Origin of the sequence: Mycobacterium alsense (assembly GCF_002086635.1) — a bacterium.
In the GTDB taxonomy this organism is placed as follows: domain Bacteria; phylum Actinomycetota; class Actinomycetes; order Mycobacteriales; family Mycobacteriaceae; genus Mycobacterium; species Mycobacterium alsense.
This window is the reverse complement of sequence record NZ_MVHD01000045.1, coordinates 37,108-48,483: the sequence shown is the minus strand read 5'-3', so window position 1 is coordinate 48,483 and position 11,376 is coordinate 37,108. Positions and strand designations below refer to the sequence as shown.

The window sequence follows — 11,376 nt, the reverse complement described above, 5'->3', positions numbered from 1 at the left end:
GATTAGGGGGATGGGGAGGATCGGGGAACAGTGCTTCAAGCGATCGCTCGATTGGCCATTAGGGCGCCACGTCGCATCATCGCGGTCGCGGTACTGATCTTCATCGCCGCAGCGGTCTTCGGGCTCCCCGTCGCCAAGAGCCTGTCTCCCGGGGGCTTCCAGGACCCCAACTCCGAATCGGCCCGCGCCATCAAGACCCTGGCCGACAAGTTCGGGCAGAGCGGTCAGCAGATGGTGATCATGGTGACGTCGCCCGCGGGCGCCAACAGCCCACAGGCCCGCAAGGTGGGCACCGACCTCGTCTCCGAACTGCAGGCATCGCCGGTGGTGTACAACGTGACCTCGGCCTGGACCGCGCCGCCGCGCGCCGCAGCGGACCTGATCAGCACCGACGGCAAGTCGGGCTTGCTGGTGGTGAACCTCAAGGGCGGCGAAAACTTCGTGCAGAAGAACGCCCAGAGCCTGGCCGACGAATTCGTGCACGACACCGACGGCGTCACCGTCCGCGCCGGCGGCCCGGCGATGCAATACGCCCAGATCAACAAGCAGAACCAGGACGACCTGTTGGTCATGGAGATGATCGCGCTCCCGCTCAGCTTCCTGGTGCTGATCTGGGTGTTCGGGGGACTGCTTGCGGCGGCGTTGCCGATGACCCTCGGCGCGCTGGCCGTCGTGGGCTCGATGACGGTGTTGCGGCTCATCACCTTCACCACCGAGGTGTCGATCTTCGCGCTCAACCTGAGCACCGCGTTGAGCCTGGCGTTGGCCATCGACTACACCCTGCTGATCGTCAGCCGCTACCGCGACGAGTTGGCCGAGGGCGGCGACCGCGACGAGGCGCTGATCCGGACGATGGTCACCTCGGGTCGCACCGTCCTGTTCTCCGCGGTCACCGTGGCGCTGTCGATGTCGGCGACGGCGCTGTTCCCGATGTACTTCCTGAAGTCGTTCGCCTACGCCGGGGTGGCCTCCGTGGCGTTCGTCGCGGTCGCGTCGATCGTGATCACCCCGGCCGCGATCGTGCTGCTGGGTCCGAAGCTGGACGCGCTGAACGTGCGCCGGCTGTTGCGCCGGACGTGGCTGGGGAGATGGACGCGCCCCGATCCGGTGCACAAGCCGGTGGAGGAGATGTTCTGGTACCGATCCAGCAAATATGTGATGCGCCGCTGGGCGCCGATCGGGCTGTCCGTGCTGGCGCTGCTGGTGTTGCTCGGGCTGCCGTTCTTCTCGGTCAAGTGGGGCTTCCCGGACGACCGGGTGCTGCCCCGGTCCGCGTCGTCGCATGAGGTTGGCGACCGGCTGCGCAGCGGATTCGCCGACGACTCCGCGACCGCGGTGCCCATCGTCATCCCCGATGCCCGCAACCTGAGCATGGTGGACATCGACCGCTATGCCGCCGACCTGTCCCGCGTTCCCGACGTATCGGCCGTGTCGGCGCCGAGCGGGACCTTCGTGCACGGCAACCCGGCCGGACCACCGGTCGCCGCAACGGGATTGGCCGAGGGCAGCGCGTTTCTGACCGTGAGCAGCGATGCGCCGCTGTTCTCCAAGGCCTCCGACGAGCAGCTGAAGCGGCTGCACGAGGTCGCCGGCCCGGCCGGCCGATCCGTCGAGATGGCCGGCGTGGCCCAGGTCAACCGCGACAGCGTCGATGCGGTGACCGACCGGCTTCCGCTGGTGTTGGGGCTAATGGCCGCGGTGACGTTCGCACTGCTGTTCCTGCTCACCGGCAGCGTGCTGCTGCCGGCCAAGGCCTTGGTGTGCAACGTGTTGTCGCTGACCGCCGCGTTCGGGGCGCTGGTGTGGATCTTCCAGGACGGCCACCTCGGTGCGTTGGGCACGACGCCGAGCGGGACGCTGGTGGCGAACATGCCGGTGTTGTTGTTCTGCATCGCGTTTGGACTCTCGATGGACTACGAGGTGTTCCTGCTCTCGCGGATCCGGGAGTACTGGCTGGCCTCGGGGGCCGCCCGGCCGGCGACGCCCACCGCCAAGGAGGCGCATGCCGCCAACGACGAGAGCGTCGCGCGCGGCGTCGCCCGCACCGGCCGGGTGATCACCGCCGCGGCGTTGGTGATGTCGATGTCCTTCGCCGCGCTGATCGCCGCGCACGTGTCGTTCATGCGCATGTTCGGCCTCGGGCTAACCGTGGCCGTGTTCGCCGATGCGACGCTGGTGCGCATGGTCCTGGTGCCCGCATTCATGCACGTGATGGGTCGCTGGAACTGGTGGGCGCCAAAGCCTTTGGTCTGGCTGCACGAGCGCTTCGGCATCAGCGAGGGCATCGACGAACGAATCGGGGGGCCTGCCCTGGAGACGGGGCCTCAGCCGGTGCGGCACAACGGGCGCCCGGTCAAAGAATCGGTGACCCACATTGGTTGACGTCTCGGTCGACGGCCTCCGCCGCGTCAGGGCGCGCCGCGGGACCGGCGAGCGGCTGCGCGACGAGATCCTCGACGCGACCACCGAACTGCTGCTGGAGACGGGGAGCGCCCGGTCGGTGTCCATCCGTTCGGTGGCACAGCGTGTCGGCGTCACACCGCCATCGATCTATCTGCACTTCGCCGACAAGGACGCGCTGATGGACGCGGTGTGCGCGCGGTACTTCGAAAAGCTCGACCCGGAGATGCGGCGGCTGGCAGCCGAATACGCCTCGCCGGTCGAGGTGCTGCGCGCCCAGGCGCGCGCCTATGTCCGGTTCGCGGTCGAGACCCCGGAGTTGTATCGCATCGCCATGATGGGGGAGTGGCGCTGGGGAAGCAGCGTCGACACGACGCTGAACAGCTCGGCGTTCAAGCACATTCGCGCCACCGTGCAGAAGCTGATGGACGACGGCACGTACCGGCCCGACGACCCCACCACCGTCGCGTTGGAACTGTGGAGTGCGGCCCACGGTGTGGCGGCCATGTTGATCGCCAAGCCGCACTTGCCTTTCGGCGACACCGAGGCATTCGTCGACCGGGTGCTGTCGTCGGTGTTCTGCGGGCAATTGGTGCTCGGGTATTGCGGCCGGGAGGCCACCCCGCGGAAGTTGGCGGCGTGGGTGGTGGCGCATCGCCCGTCTGAGGCGTCGCGGACGTGACGCCGGCGGCGGGGTCCACGGTCGACCACCCCTTCTTCGCGCGCGTGTGGCCCATCGTCGCCGCCCACGAGACCGAGGCGGTGCGGGCCCTGCGCCGGGAGAACCTGGCCGGCCTGTCGGGCCGGGTGCTCGAGATCGGCGCGGGCGTCGGGACGAACTTCGCCAACTACCCGCGGTCGGTCTCCCAGGTGGTCGCGGTCGAGCCGGAGCCGCGGCTGGCGGCGCACGCCCGCGCCGCGGCCGCCGATGCGCCCGTGCCCGTCGTCGTCAAGGCGGAGACCGCGGAGGTGTTCAGCGACGGCGAGCCGTTCGACGCGGCGGTGTGCTCGCTGGTGTTGTGCTCGGTGCGCGACGCGGCCGGCGTGCTGCGGCGGGTGCATTCGCTGCTGAAGCCGGGCGGGCAGCTGCGCTACCTCGAGCACGTAGCGAGCGCCGGCGCGCGGGGGAGGCTGCAGCGGCTGGCCGACGCGACGTTGTGGCCGAGGTTGTTCGGCAACTGCCACACCCATCGGGACACGGAGCGCGCGATCGCCGACGCCGGGTTCGAGGTGCACACGTCGCGGCGGGAATGGACGTTGCCGGCGTGGGCGCCGTTGCCGGTGTCGGAGCTGGCGCTGGGGCGGGCCACCCGGGCCTAACGGTTCGCGCGGTGAGGCGGTGCGGCTACCCCAGCAGGGCGGGCAGCCGTTGCAGCAGCTCGGGCAACGCGTGGCTCGCGCTCTCGCGGATGCTGATCGTGGCGCTGGAGGTAAGCGGCGTCGGCTCGGGATTGACCTCGACGACCACCGCGCCGCGGGCCAGCGCCAGATCCGGCAGGCCGGCCGCCGGATAGACGATCGCCGACGTGCCCACCACCACCATCACGTCGGCGGCCTGTGTGGCCGCGACCGACTTCTGCCACGGCTCGTCGGGCAGCGCCTCGCCGAACCAGACGATGTCGGGCCTGATCAGCCCGCCGCAGCGGCACACCGGGGGCTCCACCTCCAGCGCCGGTTCGGTCATCACGGGAAGCGTCTCGGTGTAGGGCTTATCGCAACGCTCACAACGGAATTCGAACAGGCTGCCGTGCAGGTGGTGCACCGGGACGCTGCCGGCACGCTCGTGCAGGTCGTCGACGTTCTGGGTGACGACGGTGACCTCGGCGTGGTCCTGCCAGGCGGCGATCGCGCGGTGCCCGGCGTTGGGCTCGACGTCGGCGACGAGGTAGTGGCGCCACAGATACCAGCCCCACACGCGCTCGGGATTGTTGCGCCACCCCTGGATGCTGGACAGCTCGTAGGGATCGAAACGCGCCCACAACCCGTTCTTGTCGTCACGGAACGTCGGCACGCCGCTCTCCGCGGAGATCCCCGCGCCGCTGAGCACCGTTACTCGCATCCCACCAACATAGCCTCGCGTGCGCGATACTGGACCCGTGGAGCTGCGGGATTGGTTACGGGTCGACGTGAAGGCGGGCAAACCGCTGTTCGACCAGCTCAGGACCCAGGTCATCGACGGGGTCCGCAGCGGCGCCCTGCCGCCGGGCAGCCGCCTCCCGACGGTGCGCGACCTGGCCGGCCAGCTGGGCGTCGCCGCGAACACCGTGGCCCGGGCCTACCGCGAGCTGGAGTCGGCGGCGATCGTCGAAACGCGTGGGCGCTTCGGCACTTTCATCTCCCGCTTCGACCCGACCGACGCGGCGATGGCGGCCGCCGCCAAGGAGTACGTCGAGGTCGCTAAGGCGTTGGGCCTGACCAAGTCCGACGCGATGCGCTACCTGACCAACGTGCCCGACGACTGAGCCGCCGAATCACCGCAGCACTTTGTCCAACGTGCGTAGGTTGCGGGTCGTCGTCGAGGACTTGTAGCGCGGCTTGCCCATCGTCTTGCCGATCGTGCTGTCCAGCGTGGCGCCCTTGCGGACCTGCCAATAGACGACGCCTAGTGGATCGGGGCCGCGGCGGATCTTCTCGTCGGCGCCGCCCTTGAGCCCGGCGAGCTCGTCGAGCACGCCCGGGTCGGCGACGAAGGTGACGTACGACTGATACCCCTCGACCTCGCGCTCGAAGGGGTAGGCGTCGACGACGGCGCGCACGGTTTCAAGGTCGTAGACCAGCACCCACGCGTCGTAGCCGAACCGCTCGCGCAGCGCGGCCTCGGCCCTCCGGCGCACCTCAGCAGCCCCAGCCGCCCCCGCCGACGACTCCAGCAGCACGTTGCCGCTGGCCAAGATCGTGCGCACACTGGCGAACCCGGCGCCGGTCAACGCGGCCGCCACCTCGGCCATCTTCAGGTTGACGCCGCCGACGTTGACGCCGCGCAGGAACGCTGCGTATCCGGTCATGGTCCGATTCCACCACGACGTAGGCTTTCGGCATGGGACGCCAGGTCTTCGACGACAAGCTGTTGGCCGTGATCAGCGGGAACTCCATGGGGGTGCTGGCGACCATCAAGCGCGACGGGCGTCCCCAACTGTCGAACGTGAGCTACCACTTCGACCCGCGCGAGCTGGTGGTGCGGGTATCGATCACCGAGCCGCGGGCCAAGACCCGCAACCTGCGCCGGGACCCGCGGGCGTCGATCCTGGTGGACGCCGACGACGGGTGGTCGTACGCCGTCGCCGAGGGCACCGCCGAGCTGACGCCCCCGGCGGCCGCGCCCGACGACGACACCGTCGAGGGGCTGATCGCCTTGTACCGCAACATCGCCGGTGAGCACCCCGACTGGGACGAGTACCGCCAGGCGATGGTCACCGACCGGCGGGTGCTGATGACGCTGCGGATCTCACACGTCTACGGCATGCCGCCGGGCAAGCGCTGAAAAACCGCAAGCCACGCGCGGCCACGCAGGCTAGGCTGCTGTCATGGCCGGATCGAAATCCCAAGACGGGGACGCGACGAAGCGCAAGTTCCGCGAAGCCCTCGATCGCAAGAGGGCCAAGTCTGCGGGCGCGTCCGACCACAAGGACGCCGGCGACAAGCACGGGCGCGCGCACGGCCCGGTGGAGAGTCGCCGCGAATTCCGCCGCAAGAGCGGCTAAGGCGAGCAATTTCGAAACCGTTGCAGCGCAGCCGATTCCGACCGATCGGTGATCAGCCCCGGTCCGGCGCGAACAGGTCGATCGAAGGGTCGGCCTGGCCGGGCTTGCCGCGCAGGCTGCCCCGGGTGCTGGGGTGCTCGAAGTTCACCCGGGACGGGTCGTTCTGGTATGCCCAGTCCGCCACGATGGTGCGCCGACTGAACTTCCAGCGGCCGTCGTGTTTGGTGTAGGCGTCCAGGTACCGGCCGCCGATGATGACGTCCACGTCGTGTTCGGGGCCCGCGAAGGTGTGAAAAACCAGGCAGTAGATCTCGCCCCGGGCGGTGTCGCCGTCGATCGCGAAGTTCGTTGTGGTGATGTTGTGTTGCGAGACACGCACATACGGTTCCGCGGCCTGCAGTTGCGCGATGAAATTCTCCACGCCGCCCGCCGAGAACGAGCCGTGCGAGTCGGTCGCGTCGGGGTGGTACAGGTCCCGGAGCGCCCCGTAGTCAGCGCGGTCGACGGCGCGGCAATAGGCGGCGACGAGCTGATGCAGTTCGTCGCGGGCCAGCATCAGTGACACCTTGGCTTCGTCCACCACCCGGCCACATTAACCCGGTGGTTATGCTGTGCGGGTGCCCAGACTGCAGCTCGCCCAGGATCCGGCCGCCGACGCACTGCTGGACGACGATCCCTTCGCCCTGCTGATCGGGATGCTGCTGGACCAACAGGTGCCGTTCGAGACCGCCTTCGCGGGGCCGAAGAAGATCGCGGACCGCATGGGTTCTCTGGACGCCGGCGAGATCGCCGGCTACGACCCCGACAAGTTCGCCGCGCTGTGCTCGGAAAGGCCCGCGGTGCATCGCTTCCCAGGATCGATGGCCAAGCGCATCCAGGCCCTGGCGCAGATCATCACCGACCGCTACGACGGTAGGGCCGCGGGGTTGTGGACGGCGGGTGAGCCCGACGGGAAGGAGCTGCTGCGGCGGCTCAAGGGGCTGCCCGGCTTCGGCGAGCAGAAGGCGAAGATCTTTCTGGCGTTGCTCGGCAAGCAGTACGGCGTGACACCGAAGGGCTGGCGGGAGGCGGCCGGAGAGTTCGGCAAGGCCGGCACGCACCTGTCCGTTGCGGACATCGTCGACGACCGTTCGCTCGGCCAGGTGCGGTCGTACAAGAAGCAGATGAAGGCAGCGAAGGGAAAGGCGGCAACGTGAAGACACACCTGACGTGTCCGTGCGGCGAAGCCATCGTCGGCAAGGATGAGGACGAGCTGGTCGAGCTGACCCAGGCTCACCTGGCCAAGGACCATCCGGGCCTCGAGTACGACCGCGACGCCATCCTGTTCATGGCGTACTAGCGACACCCGCCCGGCGGCGGCACCCGGCTAGGGCACCACCGTCGAGCCGATGGTGGGCATGAACTGGCACTGCTTTTCCTTGGTGGTGACCTGCCCGAAGATCGTCGACATGATGCTGCCCGAGCCGGTGTCGACGATCGCCGTCAGCGTCGTCGGCCCGTCGCCGTTGATGTCGGTGCGCGGCTTGAGCGTGGCCGTGCCCGACTTGCCCGTGGTCAGGTTGACCCAGGTGACGTTCAGCGGCAGCTTCTGCACCTCGGCGGGTCCCGGCGTGCCGACCGCGGTGAACACGTAGGCGGTCTGGCCGGGCCCGGGGCCGGGCGTCGGGATCTTGGCCGGCCCCGCGACCGACAGCGCGGTGGCGATCGAACTACTGCCGTCCGCAAGGCAATTGGTGCCGATGGACGGGTACATGAAGTCCTGCGTGGGCGGGGCGTCGGGCCCCAGGCCGGGCGCCGCGGCGGGAGCGGCGTCGGGTGCGGGGGCCGGAGCCGGTGCCGGGGCGGGAGCGGCGTCGGGTGCCGGCGCCGGGCCGGGAGCGGCGTCGGGTGCGGGGGCCGGCGCCGGGGCGGCGGCCGGGGCCGGAGCGGCCGCGGCGGGTGCCGCCGCCGGAGCCGGCGCGGGAGCGGCGGGCGGTGCCGTCGCGGGCCCGGGACCCACGGCGTGAGTCGGATCGATTCCCGGCGGCAGGTGCGACTGCAGCCCCGGTTCGATGCCCGCCGGCGGCACGTGCTGCGCCGGGGCGGTGTCGGCCGCCGGCACCGGTGCGCCGGGCACCGGCGCGCCGGGCTCCTGCACGAACTGGTTCACCGACGCCGCGACGTTCCTGGATTCGCCCGGCGCCGCCGGGTTGTGGGCGAAGGCCTGGGCGGCGGCCATGAGCAGCTGTGTCGCCTGCCCGGGATTGCTGGCCGCCTGCTGGATGATCGGGCTCAGCTGCGACAGGGCCGGCAGGCCCGGTAGCTGCTGGGCGGCGGCGGGTTGCGGCGCCGGCTGCGGTGCCGCCGGGTCGGCCGCCGCGCTCGGGCAGAACCCGAACGCGGCAGCCGACGCGGTGACGACAGCGGCCACACCTTTAGACAGGTTCCAAGTGTTTCCCACGGTGTCCTCCGGTCCTGGGTAGTGGGTTAGCTGTCTAAGGGGCCGCTCAGGGGATGGCCGCAAGCAGCGGGGACATCGGGTTGGGAAGCGCCGGTGCGGCCGGCGCCGGGGCGGCCGGTGCGGCCGGGGCCTGACCCGTGGCCAACGACGAGAGGTCCTGCGGAAGCGTCATTTGCGCGGGCACGTTGACGGGCATCCCGGACGGCAGCGCCGGCATGTTCACCCTCGCCTGCGGGAGCTGGGGAGCCGCCGGGGCCGCGGGGGCCGCCGGCGCCGACAACCCGGGAATGGCCGGCAGCCCCGGAATCGTCGGAGCGGCCGGGGCCGCGGGCACGGCGGGCGAGGTGAGCCCCGGAATCGCCGAGATCGGCGACGGGGACGACACCGGTGAGGCCGCCGCCGGCAGCCCCGGGAAGGTGACGCCGGGCGAGGCCGGCGCCGCCGGCGGGGTGGCCCCGAGCGCGGTGGCGAGGTTCTGCAGGATTTGCGGCGCGTTGGCCGCCGAGCTGATCAGCTGCTGCGGGATGTTGGGCAAGGGCGCCGGCGCCGGCGCCGGGTCCGCGTGGGCGATACCGCCCGTCAGTAAGGCTGCGGACGAACCGACGAGGACGGCGGTTGCGCGCAAGTAAGTCCAGATGGTTGGCATGACTCTCCCTGGTTGTCGATGACTGGTCCCGCCGCCGAAGCTACTTTGATGCTGGTGTGACTCAAGTGACACGTGTGGCATTTATTCGATCGTTACCGATACGAGTGAGGGCGGTGACCGGACGCCCCACCGCGCGCGGCGCGATCGCTAAAGTCGGGCGGATAGACACCACCACCGACACGACGGCCGCCCCGGCGGCACACCTGACGCGGCGGCTGGCGGGCCCGCTGCAGGCGGCCGCGCCGGTGCTGTTGCTGGTCAGCGTCGCCGCCCGGCTCGCCTGGACCTACCTGGCGCCCAACGGCGCCAACTTCGTCGACCTGCACGTCTACCTCGGCGGCGCCGCGGCCCTCGACCATCCCGGCACCCTGTACAGCTACGCCTACGCCGACCAGACGCCGGACTTCCCGCTGCCGTTCACCTATCCGCCGTTCGCGGCCGTCGTCTTCTACCCGCTGCACCTACTGCCGTTCGGGCTGGTCGCCTTCGGTTGGCAGCTGGCGACCATGGCCGCGTTGTACGGCGCGATCCGGATCGGCCAGCGCCTGATCGGCGTCCCCGCCGGCGCCGGTCGGCGCGCGGCGATGGCGTGGACGGCGGTCACCATCTGGATCGAGCCGCTGCGCAGCACGTTCGACTACGGGCAGGTCAACGTCCTGCTCATGGTGGCGGTGCTGTGGGGCGTCTACACCACCCGGTGGTGGTTGGCGGGGCTGCTGGTCGGCGTCGCGGCCGGCATCAAGCTGACCCCGGCCATCGCCGGCGTCTACCTGGTCGGCGCTCGGCGCTGGGCCGCGGCGGCGTTTTCGGCCGCCGTCTTCGCCGCCACCGTCGCCGTGTCGGCCCTGATCGTGGGCGACCAGGCGCGCTACTACTTCACCGAGCTGCTGGGTGACGCGCGCCGGGTCGGGCCGATCGGCACGTCGTTCAACCAATCCTGGCGGGGCGGCATCTCCCGGATCCTCGGCCACGACGCGGGCTTCGGCCCGCTGGTGCTGGCCGCGATCGCGGTCACTGCGGTGCTGGCCTTCCTGGCCTGGCGGGCGCTGGAGCCCTCCGACCGGCTGGGCAGGCTGCTGGTGGTCGAGCTGTTCGGGCTGCTGCTGTCGCCGATCTCGTGGAGCCACCACTGGGTGTGGCTGGTGCCGCTGATGATCTGGGCCATCCACGGGCCGCCGCGCGAGCGGCCGGGCGCGAGGGTCGTGGGCTGGGGCTGGCTGGCGCTCACCCTTGTCGGCGTGCCCTGGCTGCTGAGCTTCGCCCAGCCGACCATCTGGCAGGTCGGCCGGCCGTGGTACCTGGCGTGGGCAGGACTCGTCTACATCGTGGCCGCGGTGGCGACGCTGATCTGGATCGCGGCCACGGGCGACGCGGCCCGTCGGGCCGGGTCGGACGGCTAGTTTCCGACGATCCCGTCGATGTCGCGCGCCATGTCGATGTCGTTTTGGGTGATCCCGCCCTCGGAATGCGTGACGAGCGCGAAAGTGACCGTCCGCCAGCGAATGTCGATGTCCGGGTGATGGTCCTTGCTCTCCGCGTGCTCGGCCACCCGGCGCACCGCGTCGATGCCGTCGAGGAAGCTGGGAAACTTGACCGAGCGGCGAATGGCGCCGCCGGAATGTTCCCATCCGTTGAGTTCGGGCAGTGCGGCGTCCACTTGCTCATCCGTTAATACAGCCATATCCCGACCGTATACCGTCCTGGCATGCCGACCCAGATCGTCGTCGCCGCCGCGGTCATCTCCGGCTCCAGGCTCCTGGTGGCGCAGCGCGCCCGGCCGCCGGAGCTGGCCGGGCGCTGGGAACTCCCCGGCGGCAAGGTCGCCCCCGGTGAGACCGAGCGCGACGCGCTGGCCCGGGAGCTGACCGAGGAGCTGGGCCTGGCGATCGGCGACATCGCGGTCGGCGACCGGCTCGGCGCCGACATCGAACTGAACGGCACGACGACGCTGCGGGCGTATCGGGTGCGGCTGTTGCGGGGCAGGCCGCACCCGCACGACCACCAGTCGCTGCGCTGGGTGACCGCCGCGGAACTGCACGACGTCGACTGGGTGCCGGCCGATCGCGGCTGGCTGGAGGACCTTGCCGGAACGCTGTGAGCGACCTCATATCCGGTCCACAGCTCTCCTTCAGTGAACTTACAGCGCTGTGGCAGCTGACACGCGTGAAATCGAAAGGTAATAACCCAAA

Annotated in this window: 16 protein-coding genes; 10 read left to right on the top strand and 6 right to left on the bottom strand. The window is 70.3% G+C overall.

Features of this window, described 5'->3' with window-relative positions:
• The first annotated feature begins 30 nt into the window (after window positions 1-30).
• The 3 genes from BST11_RS20785 to BST11_RS20775 are packed head-to-tail and all read left to right on the top strand — an operon-like array spanning window position 31 to window position 3,720.
• Window positions 31-2,382 (top strand): MMPL family transporter, encoded by a 2,352-nt coding sequence (locus BST11_RS20785; RefSeq protein ID WP_083139875.1) that lies wholly within the window; start codon window positions 31-33, stop codon window positions 2,380-2,382.
• The gene (locus tag BST11_RS20780) at window positions 2,375-3,082 is read left to right on the top strand and encodes a TetR/AcrR family transcriptional regulator (RefSeq protein ID WP_083139874.1); all 708 of its coding nucleotides are present in this window, start codon (window positions 2,375-2,377) and stop codon (window positions 3,080-3,082) included. Before BST11_RS20785 ends, BST11_RS20780 begins: the two co-directional genes overlap by 8 nt.
• Window positions 3,079-3,720 (top strand): class I SAM-dependent methyltransferase, encoded by a 642-nt coding sequence (locus BST11_RS20775; protein WP_083139872.1) that lies wholly within the window; start codon window positions 3,079-3,081, stop codon window positions 3,718-3,720. The genes BST11_RS20780 and BST11_RS20775 overlap by 4 nt, the downstream gene beginning before the upstream one ends.
• A 25-nt stretch (window positions 3,721-3,745) precedes the next feature.
• Here the strand turns inward: BST11_RS20775 and BST11_RS20770 are convergent, their stop codons facing one another.
• Entirely contained in the window at window positions 3,746-4,459 is a 714-nt protein-coding gene (locus BST11_RS20770; protein WP_083139871.1) for an NAD-dependent deacylase, read from the bottom strand.
• 37 nt (window positions 4,460-4,496) lie between these two features.
• On the opposite strand from BST11_RS20770, the gene BST11_RS20765 reads away from it, so the two are divergent.
• A complete protein-coding gene (locus BST11_RS20765; RefSeq protein ID WP_067325224.1) occupies window positions 4,497-4,862 on the top strand; it encodes an Rv1152 family transcriptional regulator in 366 nt (121 codons plus the stop codon).
• Between the two features lie 9 nt (window positions 4,863-4,871).
• On the opposite strand, the gene BST11_RS20760 is transcribed toward BST11_RS20765, so the two are convergent.
• Window positions 4,872-5,405: a DUF1697 domain-containing protein gene (locus BST11_RS20760; protein WP_083139869.1), complete on the bottom strand. Its 534-nt coding sequence runs from the start codon at window positions 5,403-5,405 to the stop codon at window positions 4,872-4,874.
• Between the two features lie 32 nt (window positions 5,406-5,437).
• Between BST11_RS20760 and BST11_RS20755 the strand changes: the two genes are divergently transcribed.
• Together BST11_RS20755 and BST11_RS27675 are read left to right on the top strand one after the other, a co-directional pair.
• On the top strand, window positions 5,438-5,881 hold the full coding sequence (locus tag BST11_RS20755; RefSeq protein ID WP_067325218.1) for a PPOX class F420-dependent oxidoreductase: 444 nt from the start codon (window positions 5,438-5,440) through the stop codon (window positions 5,879-5,881).
• 43 nt (window positions 5,882-5,924) lie between these two features.
• Window positions 5,925-6,101, top strand: coding sequence for a DUF5302 domain-containing protein (locus tag BST11_RS27675; protein WP_158086812.1), 177 nt, complete (start codon window positions 5,925-5,927; stop codon window positions 6,099-6,101).
• A 52-nt stretch (window positions 6,102-6,153) separates the two neighbouring features.
• On the opposite strand, the gene BST11_RS20750 is transcribed toward BST11_RS27675, so the two are convergent.
• Window positions 6,154-6,657, bottom strand: coding sequence for a nuclear transport factor 2 family protein (locus tag BST11_RS20750; RefSeq protein WP_083139881.1), 504 nt, complete (start codon window positions 6,655-6,657; stop codon window positions 6,154-6,156).
• Between the two features lie 61 nt (window positions 6,658-6,718).
• Here BST11_RS20750 and BST11_RS20745 point away from each other — a divergent pair, with 61 nt between their 5' ends.
• On the top strand, window positions 6,719-7,297 hold the full coding sequence (locus BST11_RS20745; protein WP_083139880.1) for an HhH-GPD-type base excision DNA repair protein: 579 nt from the start codon (window positions 6,719-6,721) through the stop codon (window positions 7,295-7,297).
• On the top strand, window positions 7,294-7,440 hold the full coding sequence (locus BST11_RS20740; protein WP_067325215.1) for a DUF1059 domain-containing protein: 147 nt from the start codon (window positions 7,294-7,296) through the stop codon (window positions 7,438-7,440). The genes BST11_RS20745 and BST11_RS20740 overlap by 4 nt, the downstream gene beginning before the upstream one ends.
• A 27-nt stretch (window positions 7,441-7,467) precedes the next feature.
• On the opposite strand, the gene BST11_RS20735 is transcribed toward BST11_RS20740, so the two are convergent.
• The gene (locus tag BST11_RS20735) at window positions 7,468-8,604 is read right to left on the bottom strand and encodes an Rv1157c family protein (RefSeq protein WP_211284745.1); all 1,137 of its coding nucleotides are present in this window, start codon (window positions 8,602-8,604) and stop codon (window positions 7,468-7,470) included.
• Window positions 8,588-9,187 (bottom strand): hypothetical protein, encoded by a 600-nt coding sequence (locus BST11_RS20730; RefSeq protein WP_067315841.1) that lies wholly within the window; start codon window positions 9,185-9,187, stop codon window positions 8,588-8,590. The genes BST11_RS20735 and BST11_RS20730 overlap by 17 nt, the downstream gene beginning before the upstream one ends.
• Window positions 9,188-9,300: 113 nt before the next feature.
• Here BST11_RS20730 and BST11_RS20725 point away from each other — a divergent pair, with 113 nt between their 5' ends.
• Complete coding sequence (locus BST11_RS20725; RefSeq protein ID WP_083139866.1) at window positions 9,301-10,587, top strand: mannosyltransferase; 1,287 nt, start codon at window positions 9,301-9,303, stop codon at window positions 10,585-10,587.
• On the opposite strand, the gene BST11_RS20720 is transcribed toward BST11_RS20725, so the two are convergent.
• Window positions 10,584-10,868 carry a 4a-hydroxytetrahydrobiopterin dehydratase gene (locus tag BST11_RS20720; protein ID WP_083139865.1) on the bottom strand — a complete coding sequence of 95 codons (285 nt, stop codon included), beginning with the start codon at window positions 10,866-10,868 and terminating at the stop codon, window positions 10,584-10,586. The genes BST11_RS20725 and BST11_RS20720 overlap by 4 nt on opposite strands.
• A gap of 24 nt (window positions 10,869-10,892) precedes the next feature.
• Between BST11_RS20720 and BST11_RS20715 the strand changes: the two genes are divergently transcribed.
• Entirely contained in the window at window positions 10,893-11,285 is a 393-nt protein-coding gene (locus BST11_RS20715; protein WP_083139863.1) for a (deoxy)nucleoside triphosphate pyrophosphohydrolase, read from the top strand.
• The last annotated feature ends 91 nt before the right edge of the window (window positions 11,286-11,376 follow it).

Bases quoted from the DNA above. Each gene is read 5' to 3' on its own strand.
- BST11_RS20750 (WP_083139881.1), bottom strand. From the start codon at position 6,657: ATGCTGGCCCGCGACGAACTGCATCAGCTCGTCGCCGCCTATTGCCGC.
- BST11_RS20755 (WP_067325218.1), top strand. From the start codon at position 5,438: ATGGGACGCCAGGTCTTCGACGACAAGCTGTTGGCCGTGATCAGCGGG.
- BST11_RS27675 (WP_158086812.1), top strand. From the start codon at position 5,925: ATGGCCGGATCGAAATCCCAAGACGGGGACGCGACGAAGCGCAAGTTC.
- BST11_RS20760 (WP_083139869.1), bottom strand. From the start codon at position 5,405: ATGACCGGATACGCAGCGTTCCTGCGCGGCGTCAACGTCGGCGGCGTC.
- BST11_RS20715 (WP_083139863.1), top strand. From the start codon at position 10,893: ATGCCGACCCAGATCGTCGTCGCCGCCGCGGTCATCTCCGGCTCCAGG.
- BST11_RS20730 (WP_067315841.1), bottom strand. From the start codon at position 9,187: ATGCCAACCATCTGGACTTACTTGCGCGCAACCGCCGTCCTCGTCGGT.
- BST11_RS20720 (WP_083139865.1), bottom strand. From the start codon at position 10,868: ATGGCTGTATTAACGGATGAGCAAGTGGACGCCGCACTGCCCGAACTC.
- BST11_RS20770 (WP_083139871.1), bottom strand. From the start codon at position 4,459: ATGCGAGTAACGGTGCTCAGCGGCGCGGGGATCTCCGCGGAGAGCGGC.